Annotated in this window: 17 protein-coding genes and 3 pseudogenes; 1 reads left to right on the top strand and 19 read right to left on the bottom strand. The window is 34.4% G+C overall.

Translation table 11 applies throughout. From position 1 onward, the window contains the following. Positions 1-4: 4 nt before the first annotated feature. The 16 genes and pseudogenes from ASM33_RS05810 to ASM33_RS05730 all read right to left on the bottom strand — a co-directional run bounded on the left by ASM33_RS05810 (position 5) and on the right by ASM33_RS05730 (position 16,661). Positions 5-754 (bottom strand): IS5 family transposase, encoded by a 750-nt coding sequence (locus ASM33_RS05810; RefSeq protein ID WP_110409356.1) that lies wholly within the window; start codon positions 752-754, stop codon positions 5-7. 79 nt (positions 755-833) lie between these two features. Continuing rightward, positions 834-2,759, bottom strand: coding sequence for an ankyrin repeat domain-containing protein (locus tag ASM33_RS05805; RefSeq protein WP_110409988.1), 1,926 nt, complete (start codon positions 2,757-2,759; stop codon positions 834-836). 698 nt (positions 2,760-3,457) lie between these two features. Further along, positions 3,458-4,678 (bottom strand): IS256 family transposase, encoded by a 1,221-nt coding sequence (locus tag ASM33_RS05800; RefSeq protein ID WP_110409989.1) that lies wholly within the window; start codon positions 4,676-4,678, stop codon positions 3,458-3,460. Positions 4,679-4,807: 129 nt separating this feature from the next. After that, complete coding sequence (locus tag ASM33_RS05795; protein ID WP_110409990.1) at positions 4,808-8,206, bottom strand: ankyrin repeat domain-containing protein; 3,399 nt, start codon at positions 8,204-8,206, stop codon at positions 4,808-4,810. Between the two features lie 183 nt (positions 8,207-8,389). Beyond that, a complete protein-coding gene (locus ASM33_RS05790) occupies positions 8,390-9,016 on the bottom strand; it encodes a hypothetical protein (RefSeq protein WP_110409991.1) in 627 nt (208 codons plus the stop codon). A 212-nt stretch (positions 9,017-9,228) separates the two neighbouring features. Next, entirely contained in the window at positions 9,229-10,881 is a 1,653-nt protein-coding gene (locus tag ASM33_RS05780; RefSeq protein ID WP_110409993.1) for a recombinase family protein, read from the bottom strand. Further along, positions 10,865-11,302: a DUF2924 domain-containing protein gene (locus ASM33_RS05775; protein WP_110409994.1), complete on the bottom strand. Its 438-nt coding sequence runs from the start codon at positions 11,300-11,302 to the stop codon at positions 10,865-10,867. The genes ASM33_RS05780 and ASM33_RS05775 overlap by 17 nt, the downstream gene beginning before the upstream one ends. A 16-nt stretch (positions 11,303-11,318) precedes the next feature. Continuing rightward, the gene (locus ASM33_RS05770) at positions 11,319-11,789 is read right to left on the bottom strand and encodes an ankyrin repeat domain-containing protein (RefSeq protein ID WP_110409995.1); all 471 of its coding nucleotides are present in this window, start codon (positions 11,787-11,789) and stop codon (positions 11,319-11,321) included. A 35-nt stretch (positions 11,790-11,824) separates the two neighbouring features. Continuing rightward, positions 11,825-12,484, bottom strand: coding sequence for an ankyrin repeat domain-containing protein (locus ASM33_RS05765; protein WP_110409996.1), 660 nt, complete (start codon positions 12,482-12,484; stop codon positions 11,825-11,827). A 253-nt stretch (positions 12,485-12,737) separates the two neighbouring features. Further along, on the bottom strand, positions 12,738-13,889 hold the full coding sequence (locus ASM33_RS05760) for a phage tail protein (protein WP_110409997.1): 1,152 nt from the start codon (positions 13,887-13,889) through the stop codon (positions 12,738-12,740). Beyond that, a complete protein-coding gene (locus tag ASM33_RS05755) occupies positions 13,889-14,692 on the bottom strand; it encodes a baseplate assembly protein (protein WP_110409998.1) in 804 nt (267 codons plus the stop codon). Before ASM33_RS05755 ends, ASM33_RS05760 begins: the two co-directional genes overlap by 1 nt. 2 nt (positions 14,693-14,694) lie before the next feature. Continuing rightward, positions 14,695-15,030 (bottom strand): GPW/gp25 family protein, encoded by a 336-nt coding sequence (locus ASM33_RS05750; protein WP_110409999.1) that lies wholly within the window; start codon positions 15,028-15,030, stop codon positions 14,695-14,697. A 5-nt stretch (positions 15,031-15,035) separates the two neighbouring features. Continuing rightward, complete coding sequence (locus tag ASM33_RS05745) at positions 15,036-15,290, bottom strand: PAAR domain-containing protein (protein WP_110410000.1); 255 nt, start codon at positions 15,288-15,290, stop codon at positions 15,036-15,038. After that, positions 15,290-15,754: a phage baseplate assembly protein V gene (locus tag ASM33_RS05740; protein ID WP_110410575.1), complete on the bottom strand. Its 465-nt coding sequence runs from the start codon at positions 15,752-15,754 to the stop codon at positions 15,290-15,292. The genes ASM33_RS05745 and ASM33_RS05740 overlap by 1 nt, the downstream gene beginning before the upstream one ends. After that, positions 15,741-16,049: pseudogene (locus ASM33_RS05735) on the bottom strand (hypothetical protein); the annotation flags it as partial. The gene ASM33_RS05740 and the pseudogene ASM33_RS05735, both read right to left, overlap by 14 nt. A 105-nt stretch (positions 16,050-16,154) precedes the next feature. Next, on the bottom strand, positions 16,155-16,661 hold the full coding sequence (locus ASM33_RS05730) for a group II intron maturase-specific domain-containing protein (protein ID WP_110410001.1): 507 nt from the start codon (positions 16,659-16,661) through the stop codon (positions 16,155-16,157). A 79-nt stretch (positions 16,662-16,740) separates the two neighbouring features. Between ASM33_RS05730 and ASM33_RS05725 the strand changes: the two are divergent. Continuing rightward, a pseudogene (locus tag ASM33_RS05725) lies at positions 16,741-17,593 on the top strand (IS982 family transposase). A gap of 11 nt (positions 17,594-17,604) precedes the next feature. Here the strand turns inward: ASM33_RS05725 and ASM33_RS05720 are convergent. The 3 genes and pseudogenes from ASM33_RS05720 to ASM33_RS05710 all read right to left on the bottom strand — a co-directional run. Then, positions 17,605-17,925: pseudogene (locus tag ASM33_RS05720) on the bottom strand (hypothetical protein); the annotation flags it as partial. Positions 17,926-17,938: 13 nt separating this feature from the next. Beyond that, positions 17,939-19,204, bottom strand: coding sequence for a hypothetical protein (locus ASM33_RS05715; RefSeq protein WP_110410002.1), 1,266 nt, complete (start codon positions 19,202-19,204; stop codon positions 17,939-17,941). After that, positions 19,204-19,404: a hypothetical protein gene (locus tag ASM33_RS05710; RefSeq protein WP_110410003.1), complete on the bottom strand. Its 201-nt coding sequence runs from the start codon at positions 19,402-19,404 to the stop codon at positions 19,204-19,206. Before ASM33_RS05710 ends, ASM33_RS05715 begins: the two co-directional genes overlap by 1 nt. Between the last annotated feature and the right edge of the window lie 11 nt (positions 19,405-19,415).

Genomic DNA, 19,415 nt, shown 5'->3' with positions numbered 1-19,415 from the left:
AATTTTAGAGTAGCCATATAAGTGCACCAACAAAGTTCAAAAAGCCCATAAACACTATAGCAGTCTTGTCGAACCTCGAAAAAATCCGTCGAAAATTTTTGATTTTACCGAAAAAACACTCGATCAAATGCCGCTCTTTATAAACATGTTTATCATAATCTCTTTGCACTTTTCGATTCCTTTTTGGTGGAATGGTGACCTCACATCCCTTGCTTTCAAGGCTGCCAATAAATGCGTTACTGTCATAGCCCTTATCTGCTACTACAATAGAGTTATAGACATTGTCTGTTAACGCTTCAGCCTGTGTAATATCATGTCTTTGACCGGCAGTAAGCGTAAATTTTAACGGATTTCCAAGAGCATCGACAAGTGCATGAATTTTTGTTGTAAAGCCACCTTTACTGCGTCCCAATGCCTCTTGAGCTCCAGAATCCTTCTTGTATCCAGCCGAACAAGCATGCGCTCGAACGATTGTGCCATCTATCATGTGCACCTCTAAATCTGGATCTTGTGTATATTTAAATAGCTTTTCCCAAATTCCCTTTTCGCACCACTTTTTAAACCTCCTGTGTATACTCCTGTAATTACCATATATTTCTCCTAAAAGACGCCACTGGCAACCACTTCGGACCATGTACCAGACTGCTTCCACGAACCTTCTCAGTTGCGTTTCATCTTTGCTGTGTATACCTTTCACACTTTTCAAAAATGCAAAAATTTGTTCCCATTTTGTTTCTTGTATGTAATATTCCATTCGGTAGTTTCTCCTTTTTTATTGCTTAATTGGGTTAAACTACCACTTTCTCCTCCTTTTTTATATCCTTTTTCCCATCTTATTCTTTCACAACGAAATTTTGTTCACAGAGCCTAGTACCTACTGCTTTAACTGAAATTTCCTTTTCCTTATTTTTTCCAGAACGTGTTTTCTTAAGTTTTCTTACCTGATCTTGTATCGAATCTTCTAAATCAAGATCAATATTAGTACAAATAATAAAATCTTCCAGGTTACTAAATTCAGGCTTCTTCTTAATTCTTAAGTAAGAAACAAAATATTTTTCTAAATTAAATTCGCCCTTTTTTTCTTTTGTAAGTAAATCACCTACAGTAATCTTTGTGGATTCATCTTGTTTATGCTTAGCCTGTAAGAACCTCCATACTTCTTCTTTACCTGTCCCATCTGCCTTATCCTTCTCATATTGAAAAACCAAATCATCAAATTTTTCCGCTGCATCCATTTCCGTAGCTAAACGAAAGGAATATCCTTTATCTAATCCTCGCTTTAGAAATAGCATTAATAACTTTAATTGGTAGATATTACCATGTAAGGTATGCTTTAATCCAGAAGCTGAGTATTCATTTGGCTTATCTAAAATAGAAATTTTTGATCTTCCACCTTGAACAGCATTGTCTTCATTTCCATTAGAGTGAGCTCTCTTTCTACTACTAGTTTCTTGATCAATTCCTATAGGCTGGTGATCAGGGCTAGAAACTCTTGGCTTTTTCGGACTACTGTCTTCCGGTGTATTTTCATCAAAATCGGTTCTAGTTCTTTTTAAAGGATTTGAAAGGCTATTAAGATGTGCTTCCAAAATATTAGCAATTTCTTGTCCATTATGCGTACCAGATCGTTTAGCAACATCTAATGGAGTTCTATCCCTTTTGTTCTTTATGTTATCATCATTAATCTTTGCTCCTTTTTCTATAAGTAACTCAACAACTTTACGTTCCTCCTTACGAACAGCAATGTGTAATGATGTATCCTTATCAGCATTTTGAAAATTCACGTTCAGCTTTGGTTTTTTTTCAAAAAGTTTCGTAATCTTCTTTAGCTTTTCCTCTTCTGAGTCTCTACTCTTTACAGCACTAATTAACTCTTCTTCAGGTGTAACTTCATCGTCATAATCAGTAGAGTCAGGAGATCTAGTATTTATTTGGTGATGTTGAGAAGAATCAATAGGTTGATTACCTGGGTTAGACTGATAATTATCAGGTAAAGACTGCTTGCTTTGCTGAGCTGTACTTCTTGTTCTTGTTTTATCGAGTATTGGCTCAAAATGATTGGTACCTCTATTTATGATATGAATTGTATTAACATCATTATAATCTACATCATCTACAGATCTAGAGACTGATCCGTCGACAACCTGACTTGACCAGCCAGCATGGAGCAGCTTTTCAATGATATGTAGCTTAACGTTATACTCATTACAAATTAATTGACCCTCAATATCAGGCCTTCCCCATATAGGAGTCTGTAATGCACTTCCATACTTTAAGCTAGTTAATGACCTATACAAGTCTGAATTTTCAATTCTCATTCTTTCCATATCTTCACTAGTGTATTCTATACTAGCCAAGTAAGTATTCCATAATTCATCATCACTAATACTAGAATCCGGAGGTACCATTGTAGGATCGTGAGAGCTTCTAACATCTCTTATAACTTTAGCTTTTAATTGTTGGTTACCTACGGCTAGCTGCTTACAAACTTGGCGTATAGACTTAACAGTAAATTCCATATTAGGTTTAAGCTGTTTAAGGCCTTGCGCAACTGAATCAAAGAAACAGTCTTCTCCACCTATTGCTGATTTTATTTCAAAATTGTCTGGTAAACTTGGATTGTCTACAGAACGTTTAAATCGAGGTCTTTGTTTCCAATCTTTCCACTCTATGTGTTGCTTTGTCTCTAGTGGACCAATGACTTCTGAATTAACCCATTTTTTTTTAAAATAATCTGTTGGATGTTGTGTTTTTAGCATAGAGATACCATATATTAATCAAACCCACTATGCTAAGCTTGGCTATATAGTAATCAGGAAAATCAGCAACGCAAGTTATTTAATACATATTTTGGCATTTATTTTTAGGCTGTTTTTGACTCGGATCCAGTGCTGACAAAAAATGTTTTATTTACTTTTGAATTTCGGCTTTTCTATAAATTTGCTTTAATTTTGTTCTCAGTTCTCCGATAGGTATGTACTAAATTTAATATCGCATATCATAAAAACCCAAGGAATATCACAACTTTCAGCCATTTTACATAACAGACGTGAGAGCAAGTTTTATTTGAACGGTAAGGTCCACCATTGAAAATCTAGAAATCGCTCTATGTTATAGTTTCAATACAGGTTTAAATCTGCCATATTAGCCAGCTTTAGGCATTTGGATATTTGGTGCTTTTACCCCCAATTATTCCCTAAAAAGCCCCTATATTTTTACATAATCTATTAATAAAGCTCTCTATTTCTCCACAATATAGGGATTTTTCGCCCATTTTTGAGAAAAACAAAGAGTAAATAAGTAAATAAAAGAATTTAAGATAGCGCTAAATAGAATGTTTCTTTGTAAATGAATTTGGTTGCCTTAATTTCAAGATTAGTATATTTGAATAATGCAAATTTTATCACAAATGCAGCTATGGCTGGGAGTGTTAAATAAACTGTGTCAAACCGCATTTTTAGCTCAACTCAATTTTCAATCTACCAGGAAAGAAAATGTCAAGCTGGGATATGGTTAATGCCCAATCATGTACAGACATAGTCCACTTTTCCTCTGCCTTCTTTATAGCACAATATACTAACTTGTACAAGGCATTTATGCTGTTAAATGAGCCTTTGGTTTTGGTAAATTTCCTGATTTGCCTATGCAACCCCTCTATGGGATTTGTGGTGTAAATCACTCTCCTAACAGGGCCAGAATACTTAAAGTAACAAGATAAATTCTCCCAATTGTTCTGCCAAGACTTTATAACCATAGGATACTTTGCACACCATTTTTCATCCAATTCCAACAGATAATTCTCAGCAATTTCCTTGCTTGAAGCTTGATATACCTTCTTCAAATCACCTAAAAAGCTCTTTGCATCTTTGCTAGCCACATACTTCAATGAGTTGCGTATCTGATGCACTATACACAGCTGCACTTCTGCGTTAGGAAAGACGCTGTTTATAGCTGCAGGAAAGCTTTTTAGCACATCAACACAAGCAATAAGGATATCTTCTACACCTCTTTCTTTGAGGTCATTCAATACTCCCAACCAGAAATTAGCACCTTCGCTTTCTGCCAAATAGAAGCCTAACACCTCTTTTCTGCCACTCTGATCTATGCCTAATATGCACTTACTTACACAACGTCCATCTTCCTTGACTTTAAAGAACATTCTATCCATGAAAACTATTGGATAAATCGACTGCAAAGGACGACTACGCCACTCGTTGATTACTGGAAGCAGCTTGTCAGTAATGTTAGATATTTCAGCAGTTGATATCTTATGGTCATACATTTCTTCAACGTGTGACGTTATGTCTCTATAGCCCATGCCACTGGCAAACATGCTCAAGATCTTCGTTTCAAGTTCAGGATCTAGGCTTGTTTGCCTTTTTTTGACTATCTGTGGTTCAAAATTTCCTTCTCGATCCCTTGGCGTTAGCAGCTCAAATGATCCTGAGCTTGTCCGTAAAGTTTTTGAACTTTTGCCATTTCTTCTATTCTCTTCTTCGTCGTTTGATAGATGATTTTCCATTTCACCTTCTAAACCTGCCTCCAGCAGCTTTTTTATCAATGGTGTTAATGCTCCATCTCTTCCGGTAAGTGGCCTACCTTCTCGTATAGACGATAAAATGTTTTCTTCCAATTCTTTGTAATCCACTAATCCAACATAGTTGTTTGCTTGACTCATGTCTAAACCTCCGTTTTTTATACTAATTATAATATATCATTTTTCGGTTTGACACAGTTTATTTAACACTCCCCTATGGCTTCTATTAAACGTTTAAATAAGCTTCTATTAAGCAGATAAAAGGCCTGTTTACATTCCTCTACCACAACCTTCATTTGTTCTTTTGCCTTGCATTCTGTTTAACCAAGATTCTTCTCCTGTATTTTTTATGTCTGTGCTACCAATATTTTCCATTACTTTTTTTGCTTCTTCTTTAATGTCTTGAGAAATAAAGCTTACTGTTTCAGAAGGTTCAGACCTTTTACAGCTTATTGTTTCAGAAAATTGAAGTTTTCCAGACCTTTCAAAATATCCTTGTTCAATAGCATCATAAACGGATAATCCTCCAAATAGACAATTTTTTCCTATTTCCTCTTTGATATTTACTAATTGATTAAATTTTTCAGGATCACAAACTTCTACTTCAATAGAATCTTTGTATTGTGTGCTGTTGTATAACCTAACATCTAACTCACCTAAACTTGTCTGAAACGTTATTATTACATCACCATTGTCTGAAAGATCAGTATAATTTCTTATGCCGCTCTTTGTTTCAATTTCTATTTCACTTTCACCAATTTTTACTATATTGCTGCCAAATACAATATTCCCATCGTATAATCCTAAACCTCTTGCTGCTTCTACGGCTTTTGCAACATCTACTGTGCTATCTGCCGAGTACTCCAGATAAAAAGTTGTATTATCTATTTCTATAAGTTCTATTTTACCAGTAGTTGCGTTTGCTACAGCTTCGTGAAAATCATTAATACGTTTATTAGCTTCTAAGTAAGCTTTTTGTATATTAGTTTTATGATCTTTAAATACTTCTTCCAATTCTTGATTTATTTTTTCATAGCTGTTAATATCGGCTCCCCTTGATACCAAATTACATATTATATTGCTGGAAATTTTAGAATTCTCTTTTAGCACTTGTATTCTTTGCATTACAACATCTGTAAAGCTGTTATTTTTATTATTAAGAAAATTTAATCTTACTCCTGATTTTAATGCTTCACTCACAACTTGATTTAATTCAGCTATGTCCTTACTTTTTGCTACCTTATCTGAAAATATATTCAGCCTTTCTTTGTCATGAAATGTGAGTCTAATTTTATTGATACTGTCTGTTTTTTGTTTAGTAGATTTTTTATCAGGTTTTTGTTCAATAGATTGATCTTTATTTTCTGATTTGTCTCCAGGCTTTTTAAACTCTAAATTTCCTAGATAACTCTCTTCTAATTCTTTTGCAAGATCTGGATAAAGTTCTGGAATTTCTTCAACATAAGAACCTATCTCACCAAAGAAACTATCATCAAGTGGCGGAGCGCTTGGTACATATTCATCCACTGGAGCATTTGGCAATTTATCATTTTCTCTATCCCTTAAGGCTTTTTCTAGTATTTTTCTCATTCTTTCATCATCATTTGTTGCTCTCACCAGAAAAGACTCTTCATCTTTACCAGTCCACGCTTTCTTTAATCCATTAACTATTTGATTGATACCACCTTTAGGCTTGAAAGCTTCAATATCAGAAAACATTGCTAGCTTCTCTACAATTCTATATGCTTTTTCTCTTTCTTCCTCTTTACAGCTCTTATCACATGCTGTTCTTATCGCAATATATATAGGTGTCCAACCTCTACTATCACTTATATTTGCCTTTGCTCCATTTGATAAAAACATTCCCACGGTATTTCCGTGATTATTACCCGCAGCTATTGAGATAGGTGTTTCTTTTTTATGCTCAATATCTTTTTTTATATTTTTTTCAGAGTCCCTAATATAAATGAATTCTCCTTCAGTGAAATCTCCTTTTTCTTTAACCTTTTCTAAATCATCAATTTCTGATTTTGTAAACTTTCCGCATTGAACGTTTATCCTAGCCTTTTTCTCAATAAAAAACTCTATTAGATCCTCTCGCCCATATTTCGCAGCTATATGAATTGGTGCTACACCATTTTTATTTTTTGCATTAATATCTATTCCACTTTCTACAAGAAAGTTAAGTATTTCTCTATCACATCCATATCTTACAGTCCAATGCAGCAGTGTGTTTCCCTGGTTATCTATAATTTTAGTCAGTATTTCTTTAGCTTTATCAATATCAATTTCTTTATCTAGTTCATTACCACACTCATCTATTTTATGTGGTAAAATTGCGCTTAGTGCTTCCAAGCTATTTGTTTTTACTGCATACTCAAATACTGTATACCCTTTTTTATTTCTTACACTTGTATCGGCACCCTTATGCACTAACTGCTTAGCAACCTCATTGTTACAATGTTCAACAGCATAAAATAAAGGTGTACTTCCACCTTCATCTTTAGCATTAACCTCACAACCTAAACTAATAAATTGATCCACTACCTTAGATTGAATATCTTCATAGCTATCAATATCGTTTAAGATTTCTTCAGCATATACATTCTTTGCTGCATTATGTAAACAATACTTATCTATATTTGCGCCCTTTGCTAATATCTTCTCTACTATGTTTGTAGTGCTAACACCTGCAGCAAGTAACAAAGGACTTTCTCCTTTTTTATTCTTAATATTTACATCTATATTTTTAGCATTTTCTAAAATGGCTTCAGGAACACGTTCATCTTTATTATTTAGAGCAATATGAAGTGCTGTATCTCCATCCTTATTTACAAGGTTAACATTATCACTCCTTTTTGTAAGAAGTCCTACTGAATCAATATAACCAACATTAGCTGCATAGTGTAGTGGTGTATTATCTTTATAGTCTTGAATGTCAATTTTTGCCCCTTTTTTTACTAAAATATCTATCATTTCATTATCTACTTCCCAAAATGTAGCATGGTGCAAAGGTGCTTTTCCTTCATTATCTTGGGCATTAATATCAATAGCTTCTTCTGTTAATAGCCTACTTATAACCTCATTGTGGCCATGAAAGACAGCATAGTGTAATGGTGTCTTTCCGTTTTCATCTTTTACATTAATATCAATAGATTTTTCTTCCAACAGTATATTCAGAATATCAAGATTATTGTACTTAGCAGCACAGTGTAATGGAGTTTTGCCCTTTTTATCTCCAATGTTTGGATCTGCCACAGCCTTTAAAAATAAATATACCGCCGAAATATTGCGTGTTGCCATTTTTTCCAATACTGTTCTTTTTCCTTCTCCTCTTCTTAGGTTAAGTACTACTTGCAGGTCTGGATCATTTTTATTAGCATTTAAAAACTCTTCAAGCTGCTTAGTACCAGCACGATCATAAATAAAGTCGCTAGCATTATAGAGCTCTAAATAACTACAATTAATGCTACTCAGCGCTATTAATAACCCCTGATCTAGCTTGTATTGATTTTCTGTTAATACTACTTCCTCTGAAAGCCATTCAACTATTTTCTCTCCCCACACTAAATCAGGTAGCATCGAGTTTTTTACCTGCAGATCATCAAAATAAATTTCCTTTATAGTTTCCAGAAATAATTGATTATTCTTTCTATTTTCATCAACCATACAACCCCCTACATTCTTTTTATATAGTATACTATAGTAAGTATATCATAATATTATTCCAATGTAAGAATAAATTTTCTATTATTTTGATATGATAGGAGAAAATCTTATTGTAAAATCTAAGGCGAGAGCTTGCTTTCTGCTATATATGAAAATTAGCTACTACAGGATATCTAATAAGCTTCACAAACTTTGCCTGCTATATATTTCTCCTGCTTTCAAAACTTCACTTTCAGTAATAAAACTCCCTGGTTCTTTAACTTCAGACGTTGAGCTATTTAACTTTTTAGATACAGCTGCTCCTAAACATTCCAAAGCACACACAAATAACATAGCAGCTATGCTTCCATATTGCAGATATATTGCAGTACCTGCTAACAAAGCTAACCCAACTAGAACCAACCCTTTTTTATTTGAAACAAGAGCTTCTGTTCTTTGCACTTCAGCTTTTTTATTTGCAAATTTTCCAATTTTCAACTTATCTAATTGTGTAGCCTGCACTTCCTTAGCTTGTTCTACTGCCATAGCTTTTTGTATATCGCTTTGACTGAAAAGCTCTTCCTGAGATGCGATTGTTTCTTTATCTTTCAGTAATTTTCTTCTTATTGGCAATTTTGTAATTTCTGTTTTATTTTTTTGCTCTGTTATTTTGGATTGCTCTGCTTTTTCAGTCAATATTGCCTCCATACCTTCTTCTACTTCCTCTGATTCCCGTTTTACAGGAGATATTTTGAGAGTGTCTTCGTCTATCTCCGTTGTCTTGAAGTCTACCTCTACTATTCCACTATTTTCTTCTTGTCCTATACCCATTGACTATTCCTAAATTAACATGAGAATTTTGTATACAGTATTGTTTAAGATATAGTAAATCCCACTTACAATACGTAGGTCCACATATTGGTAGCACTTTCAATTCTGAAGTGATAGGAACTTGCTTGATAAATAAACCAGCTTCCTTATCCTTAATTTTACTATAAAAGCTCGATTTATGCCATTTCTCCAACACTTCTAAATCCTCCAAGCTACCTATAAAATCTCTCTAACTGCCTTTCCCACAATAAATCCATTTTTGAACCCATGAAGTTATTCAACCTGATGTGAGGTGGCTGCTTTCCTTCCAATATTGCTTCCTTTATTTCTGAAGCCAGAAAGTTTAATTTTAAAATTGATCCAACATACTTAGGGCACGATATCTTGTTTGCATGACATATTTCTTTTATATTGGCATATTCTCCACTGTCTATCTGACTTTGCCATAAATGTGCTCTTACTAGTGCTTTTAACAATTTATCGTTTTTCTTTTCCTTTATCTCTCCTCCCTGTGGAACCAATATCATACTTTTTCCACTGCTTTTCTTTAACTTTAATTTTACAAATGTTACAATTTCTTCTCTGCTTACTTCTATTTCCTTTTCTGTGTTTCCATACTTACTGACTAAATCTTTTAGCCCTTCTTTACTTATTTCTATTTTTATTCCATCTTCTTTTAACCATATAGTTTTTATTAAGATATGAATTATGTTTTCTTGTTCTATTGGAAATATATTTTCCCAGATCTTGCTTATTTCTTCTAAAGTACCCAGTGCTATTTTTTCTCCTTTTTTAAAAGCTTTTTCTATTAATTCACTATTGCTCATTATCAAAGGCACCTGCTGCATTATTACTTGCTCTATTTCCCCAGCTGCTATTGTCTGATCTTTTGCTTTACATTCTCTTGCCTTTAAATGTTTTCCGCATACGTAATATCTATACTCTTTATTTTTCTTTCTAGCGTAAGTTGGCTGCATTGAAGTGTCGCATCCATAGCAACGCATTAACCCTTTTAATAACACTGCTGCTCTTTTCGTGCTTATTTGTTCTCTAGTACTAAAGTTTTCTTTTACCTTATTCCATAATTCTTGATCAATTATTGCTTCGTGCTTTCCTTTATATAATGTTCCCTTGTGACTTACAAAACCTATATAAGTTGGATTAGTTAAAATCCCTTTTACTGTTGCTTTTTTAAACTCTTCTCCTCCTTTATTTTTTAACTCTTTTGTTTGATAACCTTGTTCATTTAACTCTTTAGTCACTTTAACTATAGATTTTAAATCTGCAAATCTCTCAAAAATATGCTTTACTAGCTCTGCTTCTTTTTCATTTATTATCAGCTTTTTATCCTTGGCATCATATCCTAGTGGCACTCTACTTCCCATCCACAATCCTTGTTTTCTTGATTCTGCTATCTTATCTCTTATTCTCATACTTGCTAATTCTCTTTCATATTGCGCAAAACTCATTATTATGTTCAGCATTAACTCACCTACTGGGTCTGCTGTATTAAATGATTCTGTCACTGATACAAATGCTACTTCATGTTTTTTCAATAAATCCACTACTTTTGCAAAATCAAGTAACGACCTTGATAAGCGATCCATTTTATATACTACTACCAAATCTATTCTTCTTCTCTCTATGTCTTTAAATAACTCTTTCAATCCTGGTCTTTCTAAATTTCCTCCTGAAAAACCTCCGTCATCATATTTCTTTTCTATCGCTACCCATCCTTTAAGTTGCTGGCTCTTAATATAACTTTCTCCAGATACTCTCTGTGCATCCAGACTATTAAACTCTTGATTTAGACCGTCTTCACAGGATTTTCTTGTATATACTGCGCACCTAATTTGTTTTAACATTTTTCACCCCAAAAAACACTAACCCATTCCATCTTGTTCCTGTTATTTTATTAGCTATTGCAGACAGTGACTTATACGGCTGTCCTTTATATATAAATAATTTTTTACCACTGACTGTTACTTCATGCTTCTCTCCATGGTATTCTTTGATAATTTTTGTCCCTACTGCCATAAGAGGATTTTCACTACTTACTTTTTTTCCTTCTTTCATTTGCTCTGCTAAATAGTCTAGTTTCTTGGCTGCTTTTTCGGACAATTCTCCAAACGCATTTGCTTGTAACCAATGAGATATCCATCTGATAAAGTACTCCCTACGATATGGTGGTGCTTTCCCTTTAGATGCTGTCTCATACATTTTCCTCAGCTCTTGTGACGTTTTACTCGATAAAGACAAAACCTCTTTTTCTACAGATGCATTCATTTGCTTTTCCCCTTTTTTAAAATTTATACTGTTTGCTCTTTAATGAGGTGCTATCTTTATATGCAGTTAGCTCCTCCACTATCTCCTCAACTTGTCCCATATAAGCTAAATCTATTGGTGTATACCCCTTATAGTCTTTCACATTTGGGTCACCTCCTGCTTCCAAAATTGCTCTAACATTTTCCGGCTCCCTCATAAATACAGCTTGGTGTAGTGGCGTTCTTCCTATATGATTTTTAGCATTAACATTTGCCCCTGCATCTATTAGTGCTCTCACTTTTTCTACGCAGTTCATCATGCTTGCTAAGTGTAGCGGTGTATACTCTTCATGATCAGCAGTATTGACACCAGCTCCACTTTCTATTAGTGCTCTCACATCTTCTACCTCTCCAAAAATTGCAGCAGAATGTAATGTGGTCTTTTCTTGATTTACTTCGTTAATTCCATAAAATGAGTTTTTTTGAAGTTTTTTGTCTAATTTACTCATTGTTACCCCCACAAAATTGCCTCTTTAACTATAAATTAATGGTATTTCTTGTCTTTATCGCCTTCTACATCTGGTTCTTTATCGTCTGTTTTCTTAAGTTCTTCAATTTCTTCTGCATATAATTTTTTCACTGCCGATGATATTTCTTTCATAAGATGATCACCATAAAAATTCACGAATTCTTGTACACCTGTACCGAGCCTATTTATTATCTTTCCTCCATATTTTTTTATCAGCTCTGCTAACTCTGGTTGATCTTTAGCGCGAAATAATGGACTGGTTCCAAATCTGTCTATAGCGTTAACATCTGCTCCTGCTTTTAGCAGCTCTTTTACTGTTCCTTTGGCATTACCACCTTTCTCTCTAAATAACCATACAGACCCACTTGCAAGATGTAACGGTGTAGAACCATTGTAGTTTGTACAATCAACATCAGCTTCTGCTTCTATTATTGCCTTAACGTTTCTTGCCTTTCTTGCAAGTGCAGCTCGGTGTAGTGGTACTTCTCCTTCATTATTTTCAATATCAACATTAGCACCTTTTTCTATTAGTAATTTTACTGTTTTATAACTAGAAAACTGTGCTGCAAGATGCAGTATTGTATTACCATCTTCATTCTTTTTATTGATCCCATGAAACGATTTCAGTGATAATTCACTAAGTAATTTATTGATGGTGTTTTTGCTTTTACTCATATATCCCTCACAACTAGAACATAATACACTATGTGCTCTTATAATTATAATTAATGAACATAATATCTCCGTATTGGAAATAACTATGACCTTTCCTTACAAAATTAAGCCTCTTTCAACAGCAGCTTTTTTTCTTTTATTTACTGCTATTATTTTAGTATATTCCATCAAAAAGCGAAAAGCAAGATATTTCCACAATCGCGCGTATAGGTTTAACCCAATATTAGTATATATGAATATATTGAATATATAATTAATGTATTAAACAGATTGGGTGTTTTTCTTTCCAAGTCCTATGCAAATGACGATGCTCGTGCCATAAAAGTACGCCTGGATAAAGTACTGCTATATAATTTTCTAATTCATGAATTGGATCATCTTGTTTTAAATCTGAGCTATTTTTCCAATGCACATGATATTCGGTTAAGTTAAATTCTATAACTTTTTGATCAGTAAAATTCTTTGCTTCATAGTTGTAAGTAATGCTAAACCTTTCTAAAATCGGCGTGTATTTAAAATTCCACAATTGTTCTGAAAGCTTACTACTACCTAAGTAAAATCCACTTCCTTCTTCTTTTTTGCTAGTTGCAGGAAAACAGGTATTTATATCTCCTAACTTCCAACTGTCTGATAATACAACCTGCGCTTTAGCAAACTTAATTGGCGGCAATAAGCTTTGTGGGATAGGATATAGGGCTTTAAAATTATACCATACATGATCTCGCTCATATATACCATTATAGTTCTTTGTATGAGGCTCTGTTTCCCCAAGTACTGCTATGTCTAGCCTGTATACATCATTGCTGAAAGCTTGTTCATAATGAAACCTAAATGTACCAAACTTAAAACTTGGATTTTCTATTTTTAGCTCAAACGAACTCTTCCGACCAAATGATAATACTGGTCCATCCTTTTCCGTTTTAATACCTGAATAATCAGAAAGAACATCTCCCCATAAACTCTCATCCAGTATAAATCGTTGAGCATTATAATGATTATTAAAAATCCGCATTAACCTTGATCTTGCAGGAAGCGATAGATTTGCTAACTCTACTACCACATCAACAAAAAAATCATTTGGTACATCTGTTATTCCCACCTGAAGCTCAAAAAAATGCTTGCCTGGTGGTTCTTCAATAATCGTTATGTTATCTATGCTTGCCCACTTCAGTGCAATTTTTAGTGATGCTGGTGTTCCTCTTAGTCTCTGAAACTTTATCCCTTCTTTGATAGCTTTTTTCTTATCCTTTACCCAGAATAAAATTTCTTCCAGGCCGTATTCTTCTATGAGCCATGGTAAGATTTCTTCTCCATATTTAAACTTAAATCCTCTAATGCAACTTGGATCTACTTTATAATCGGTGCTGTCTACTATATCCCTTTCTTGCTTTGTGGAATTTGGCATTAGCTTTTGAATTCAATTTTTAAGTTACCAAGAGTAGCACACTCATTCCCTTTTATCTCAATATCTTCTCTTGGTTCTATTAATTCTACATTTTGCACTCCTTCAACGAAAAGACTTGCTATAATCCAAGACTTAGTAACATTCCAGCCCAATCTTTTGGCTGCTTCAAACTTTTCAATAAATTGCTTTTTCGCTGCTTCAATTGTCTCTTCTGATACTGCTGTAATCCTACTTTGAATATCTATTGCCATAATATTGCAATTTACAACTTCAATTGTATCTGTTAAAACCCTTATATCTTGGCTATTTAGCTGCTTTCTTACGATTTGAAGTAGCTCTTCTGATGGCACACCACCTGTTGATAACTCCGTGGATAAAATCGAAATCTGCACACTTCCTGGGTTAGGTGACTCAACTAGTGCATCTTTAACTCGAGAATCAGCTGATAATGCATGAAAGCGGTAATGCTCTTTACTTCCACCTGTACTCCATCCTGCTATTCTTGCTTTGATTCTTTTTCTAAAAGCTTCATCACCTTCTTCTCTGTTTCTCTCTACTCCATAAAATTCAGCTAAGTGGTCAAGGTCAGACCCTTCTGCGAACTTTAATAAATTTGCTTTAGCTGCTTCATTAATCCTCTGTCTTAGCAAAAGCTCCCTCCATGCAGCTACCTCTAAAATTTTTACTGCAGGATCATTTTCTATAAGCGCTGAAAACGTTGGGTCTCTACGTATTAATTCCTCCTTCATCCGTGAAAATATTTCCTCGAAGCTTAATTTTTCAATTACATTGGGTGGATGCATTTTTATATAACGATTCCTTTAAGCAAAATATTTTCGTTGTTTGGTAAGTAGATTCCTTCAAGATCAAGCGTTACTTTTCCTTCTTTGACTTCTGTAATTTTTACCTTTTCAAGTTTAAATCTTTTCTCCCACTTTTCCAGTGCTTCTGCTGTTGCTGCATAAATCTCAAGTGTAAAATCACGGTTTACTGGATGATCAACTAACTCAACCAACCTTGAACCATAATCTCGCCTCATTATTCTACTACTCACCGGAGTGGTTAAGATATCAATAATTGATTGTTTTAAATGTTCTATCCCTTCTAATTCCTTGCCTGTTATAGCACTCATCCCACGCATTATCTCTATCCTGCAAATACATTTTTGCTAACACTCATCACGTGAAAACCACACGACACCAAGTTGCCTGTTCTTGCTACACCTATGCCATTAGAAAATACACTGTTTGACCCTTGTGTTAGTGTCTCCCCTAGAGTCAAAATATCACTTTTGCGACAAGCAGATTTACCATTCACAAAAACATTGCTACTTCCACTCATACAAACATGGACAGGTATTCCTGTACAATGGTCCCCTATACAAACAATAGCTTTATCCATCAGTTTAAATCTATTCTATTTGCTTTAAGTTTTATACCATTCTTTGTTATTTCTATCTCTGACTTTCCAACCTTAAAAGTAATTCTATCAGCTACAATAAATTCAAGGTGATGACTTTCTCTGTTATATGATAATTTTGTTCCGTCCTTAAACTCAAAAATATCAGCATTTTCTTGGCGTTCAGATGGAAGGTACTTCTGCTGATAAATTGCTGGTAATACAACCCCTAACGACAATTCACCCAGCGGCGATAATACTACTACCTGCTCATTAACACTTGGTGGAGCCCAGTTTCTATCTTCTCCTGCTCTACTTGTTATCCACGGTAACCAATCTGTTAAAAACTCTCCTATTTGTACTCGTACTCTTGCTTTTTCATAATCTATTTCTTTGACCAGTCCGATACGGATAATATTGGCTAATTTTCTCTGTAACTCTGAAATAGCAAAATTACTTTCCAACATTAATTTCTCCAACATCTATTTCATGAGGTTTAATTTTCCCTTCCTCCCACACTGATTTGCCCACATGCAGCTCGTGGATCCATTCGGTTAACCAGACGGAATATGCATCTAATTCCGGTCTAAATCCATCAACCTCCCCAGATAGAAATTCTGCTGGTGAGACGTCCATTCCCCAAGTGTTTTTATTTACTACTCTTGCAACCTCAGCAGCTAATGTTCTCACAATTATAGGAGCATTTTCTATTGTACTATCAATTATAATTCTGGCTTCAAATCGCGCTCTCAACGCTAATTGTTATCTAAGTGAAGAAGTTTGACTGATTGTCGCCCTTCCTCACTCGACTTCAGAACCGTACGTGAGACTTTCACCTCATACGGCTCCTCTACAATTTGGTGCTTGTCATGCACACTTCTTATGTAAATCATCATGACAATGTCCATGTAACAAGGATAAATTTTTGTTCATATTATTACGTCTGTTTTGGTCTTTATGGTGTATCTCAAGGATATCATCATTTTTAAACCAAAGTTGACAATGACTACATTTACCCTGTTGTAACTTTAATAAATTTATTACTCTTTGTGGTTTATCTGGCATTTTCCTTAGACGATTACCCCAATAAACCCAATCCCCATCATAAGGAGATTTGGTTCCTTTTACTTTGACATGTCGTTTAATGGCATGGTCTCTGTGCTTAACAAGAAACATTTTTTTACTTGTCATAAATCTCCAATTGCCATTTTTGTACTCCTTAAAGTACTTCTTCTTAATCCAGCACTTCCCTTTCTTTGGATGTCTAAAAACTGCCCACTTCCAGAGATTCCTGTTCACTATACTACTCATTAACCCAAAGGTTTTATTAGAAACTACTGACCTGTAATATTGACACCATCCTCTAAACCCCAACTATGGATTAAAAAACAATAGAAAAGCCAAGGAGATAGGGTAAACTCAGGAAATATTTGAAAATCAAATGAGGTTACCCATGAATAAAAATATAACAGAATTATTTTGCTTTGTAGACGATTTTTGCAATGCAGCAGACAAAAATTTTGCAGAAAAATTCCTACCAAGTGGCAAAAAGCCAACCAGGACGCCAGGAATCACGCATTCAGAAATTCTCACAATAATACTTTTGTACCACCAATCGCCGTGTAAAAACTTTAAAGCTTTTTACGTACTTTGCCTTCCATTTCACAAATTAGATTTTCCAAAATTGCCTTCATATGACCGATTTATTGCACTAAAACCACGAATTTTGTGGTATTTAATGCTGCTTTTAGAGTGGTTTTGCGGACAAGCGAAAATGACTGGAATTTCATACATAGACGCAACTTCAATCGCAGTTTGCCATCCAAAAAGAATCTCGAGAAACAAGATTTTTGCTGGAATTGCAAAATTAGGAAAAAGCACGTATGGCTGGTTTTTTGGCTTTAAACTGCATCTGGTAATCAACGAAAAAGGAAGCGCTTACGCTGACAAAAGGCAATGTTGACGACAGAAAACCTGTGCCAAATTTGACTAAAAAATTGACCGGATTGCTATTTGGAGATATCAAAAAAGATCTTTTTCACGAATTATTCGATAGAGGTTTAAAGCTCGTAACCGGCATAAAAAAGGGTATGAAAAACTCATTAATGGCGCTAAATGAGAAGATTTTGTTGAGAAAAAGATCGATTATTGAGACAGTTTTTGGCTCTCTGAAAAATAAATTTGAGATCGAGCATACTCGGCATAGATCGCCAGTAAATTTTTTGATTCACATTCTTTCGACACTTGTTTCATATTCCTTGAAAACTAAAAAGCCTTCTATTTCCTACACTTTCTTCGTTGGCTAATCCATAGTTGGGGTTGCTAGAATCTTCTCCGCTGCTTTTGCTTGTATTGCATATGATTTAGCTTTTTGATGAGAAGATCCTGAGTATTTGTAAGTATAATTATCAAAATAAAAACGAATACTATCAAGTGCACACAGCTTCGCATTATCCAGTAGATCTTTTTGAATATCTTCAACACTACGCTGAGCAATTTTACCTCCCTCTGTTAAACAATAACTTTTTTGCCAGTCAAAATTCTTTGGAGCTTCATTCCAACCGATTCCTTCTGGCTTATTTTCAAGTGTTGTTGTTTCAACTTGTTTATTGTTTTCAAAACGGATATAAGTTGTCATTTTTCCTCCCTTATCAATTCCAAATTTGAAAGGTTTGTTCTAATCCTTGGCACTGCCAAGCTTTTAACGTTCTTTCTACATCAACTGCAAGCCCTGTAGTTAAAAAGTTGCTGCGAAAGTTATATATTCCCCACTGCATAAATTGAGCGTAATAGTTACTACTATTTGTATAATAATACGGTGAAGTGTAAAATAATATTGCTACTGTTTTATTAGCTGGAACAATAACACTACCAGAACTAGAAAATCCACTATTTGAACTTCCAAGGTTATAAATATTTTTCCAACTAATCGCTGATATTTGTGTTTTATTAGCATTGGCATTATTAGGTGTTCCAACAAACACTCCTGCTCCTTCATACTGTGAGTTCCAATATGACGAACCAACAAAATTTAATGTTCTTGTTATATCGCTACTTGTTGTGTTTTTAACAAATACTACTCCAAGCAGTGCATATGGATAGGTATACTCATTTGAAGAAACCGTATAGCGTGTATACAATTCTCTGTAAATAAATGTACCATTTTTTCCTTGCATGAAATGCACGCTTGGTGGTTTATAAAATGAAACATAACTTGTGCTGTGTGTATGAGCGCCAGTTAACAGGCAAAACATATTGTCAGTGTAGGACGTATCGAGATACCATTTACCAAGCTCAGTTGTAAAATGACCGCTTCCCCAAGTGTAGTCGTTCTGCCTGCTCACAATACCAAAGACAAATGGTAATGTGCCTGGATCTATCATATTACGATTTCTTACTTCTTTCATAATTGATGAACCACTTGGAACATCATTGATAGATTTAACATTAGTTGTAAGTGCTTTTAATTGATCTTCTCTAGTTTTTATTTCCTTCATAATTGAAGAACCAGTTGGTATATCACTTATGGTTTTAAGGCTATTTAACGTATTCCTTATAGTACTAAGATCTCCAGCGCTATTAATTGCAGCAATATTTGCATCTTTTCTCGTATCAAGTAATGATAAATTTGACACACCTTTTTCATCTATCTTTTTTAACGATTGTTTCTCTGACTCAGAAATAGCCCCTAAAGCACTGGTTTTACTGGTATCAAGCTTAGCTAAATAATTTGTTGTACTATCCAAGAGTTCTTTTAATTTTTCATCAGTCATTTGCACAATATCAAGAACTGTACTTTGACCTGCTATTGATTCAAGTGATTTAGCTAAGTATGCTAATTGGTCAGGTGTTGCATCTATAGTCAAATCTTTAAGTCTTTTATGTAAAGCATAAACTGCTTCTTTTGCTATGGTCATTACTTACTGCCCCACAAATTTAAAAAAGTTTCAAAACTAAAACGATTAAATGTATTTTTAAGTTGATTATGTTCATTTTCTCTTTTAGTAATATCCTCATCTACCTTCTCAATTGTTGTGCGGATACGGACCACATCTTGAACAGCAATATTATCTGGGTGTGGTAAGAGATATCCTCGTTTTGTTTGATCAACAGACATATTTTTTCTCC

Origin of the sequence: Wolbachia endosymbiont of Folsomia candida (assembly GCF_001931755.2) — a bacterium.
In the GTDB taxonomy this organism is placed as follows: domain Bacteria; phylum Pseudomonadota; class Alphaproteobacteria; order Rickettsiales; family Anaplasmataceae; genus Wolbachia.
This window is presented reverse-complemented; position numbering and strand designations above follow the sequence as displayed.

What these genes read in the sequence shown, in the direction of transcription:
- ASM33_RS05810 (WP_110409356.1), bottom strand. Translation starts at nt 754, where the DNA reads ATGGAATATTACATACAAGAAACAAAATGGGAACAAATTTTTGCATTT.
- ASM33_RS05805 (WP_110409988.1), bottom strand. Translation starts at nt 2,759, where the DNA reads ATGCTAAAAACACAACATCCAACAGATTATTTTAAAAAAAAATGGGTT.
- ASM33_RS05800 (WP_110409989.1), bottom strand. Translation starts at nt 4,678, where the DNA reads ATGAGTCAAGCAAACAACTATGTTGGATTAGTGGATTACAAAGAATTG.
- ASM33_RS05795 (WP_110409990.1), bottom strand. Translation starts at nt 8,206, where the DNA reads ATGGTTGATGAAAATAGAAAGAATAATCAATTATTTCTGGAAACTATA.
- ASM33_RS05790 (WP_110409991.1), bottom strand. Translation starts at nt 9,016, where the DNA reads ATGGGTATAGGACAAGAAGAAAATAGTGGAATAGTAGAGGTAGACTTC.
- ASM33_RS05780 (WP_110409993.1), bottom strand. Translation starts at nt 10,881, where the DNA reads ATGTTAAAACAAATTAGGTGCGCAGTATATACAAGAAAATCCTGTGAA.
- ASM33_RS05775 (WP_110409994.1), bottom strand. Translation starts at nt 11,302, where the DNA reads ATGAATGCATCTGTAGAAAAAGAGGTTTTGTCTTTATCGAGTAAAACG.
- ASM33_RS05770 (WP_110409995.1), bottom strand. Translation starts at nt 11,789, where the DNA reads ATGAGTAAATTAGACAAAAAACTTCAAAAAAACTCATTTTATGGAATT.
- ASM33_RS05765 (WP_110409996.1), bottom strand. Translation starts at nt 12,484, where the DNA reads ATGAGTAAAAGCAAAAACACCATCAATAAATTACTTAGTGAATTATCA.
- ASM33_RS05760 (WP_110409997.1), bottom strand. Translation starts at nt 13,889, where the DNA reads ATGCCAAATTCCACAAAGCAAGAAAGGGATATAGTAGACAGCACCGAT.
- ASM33_RS05755 (WP_110409998.1), bottom strand. Translation starts at nt 14,692, where the DNA reads ATGCATCCACCCAATGTAATTGAAAAATTAAGCTTCGAGGAAATATTT.
- ASM33_RS05750 (WP_110409999.1), bottom strand. Translation starts at nt 15,030, where the DNA reads ATGCGTGGGATGAGTGCTATAACAGGCAAGGAATTAGAAGGGATAGAA.
- ASM33_RS05745 (WP_110410000.1), bottom strand. Translation starts at nt 15,290, where the DNA reads ATGGATAAAGCTATTGTTTGTATAGGGGACCATTGTACAGGAATACCT.
- ASM33_RS05740 (WP_110410575.1), bottom strand. Translation starts at nt 15,754, where the DNA reads ATGTTGGAAAGTAATTTTGCTATTTCAGAGTTACAGAGAAAATTAGCC.
- ASM33_RS05715 (WP_110410002.1), bottom strand. Translation starts at nt 19,204, where the DNA reads ATGACCATAGCAAAAGAAGCAGTTTATGCTTTACATAAAAGACTTAAA.
- ASM33_RS05710 (WP_110410003.1), bottom strand. Translation starts at nt 19,404, where the DNA reads ATGTCTGTTGATCAAACAAAACGAGGATATCTCTTACCACACCCAGAT.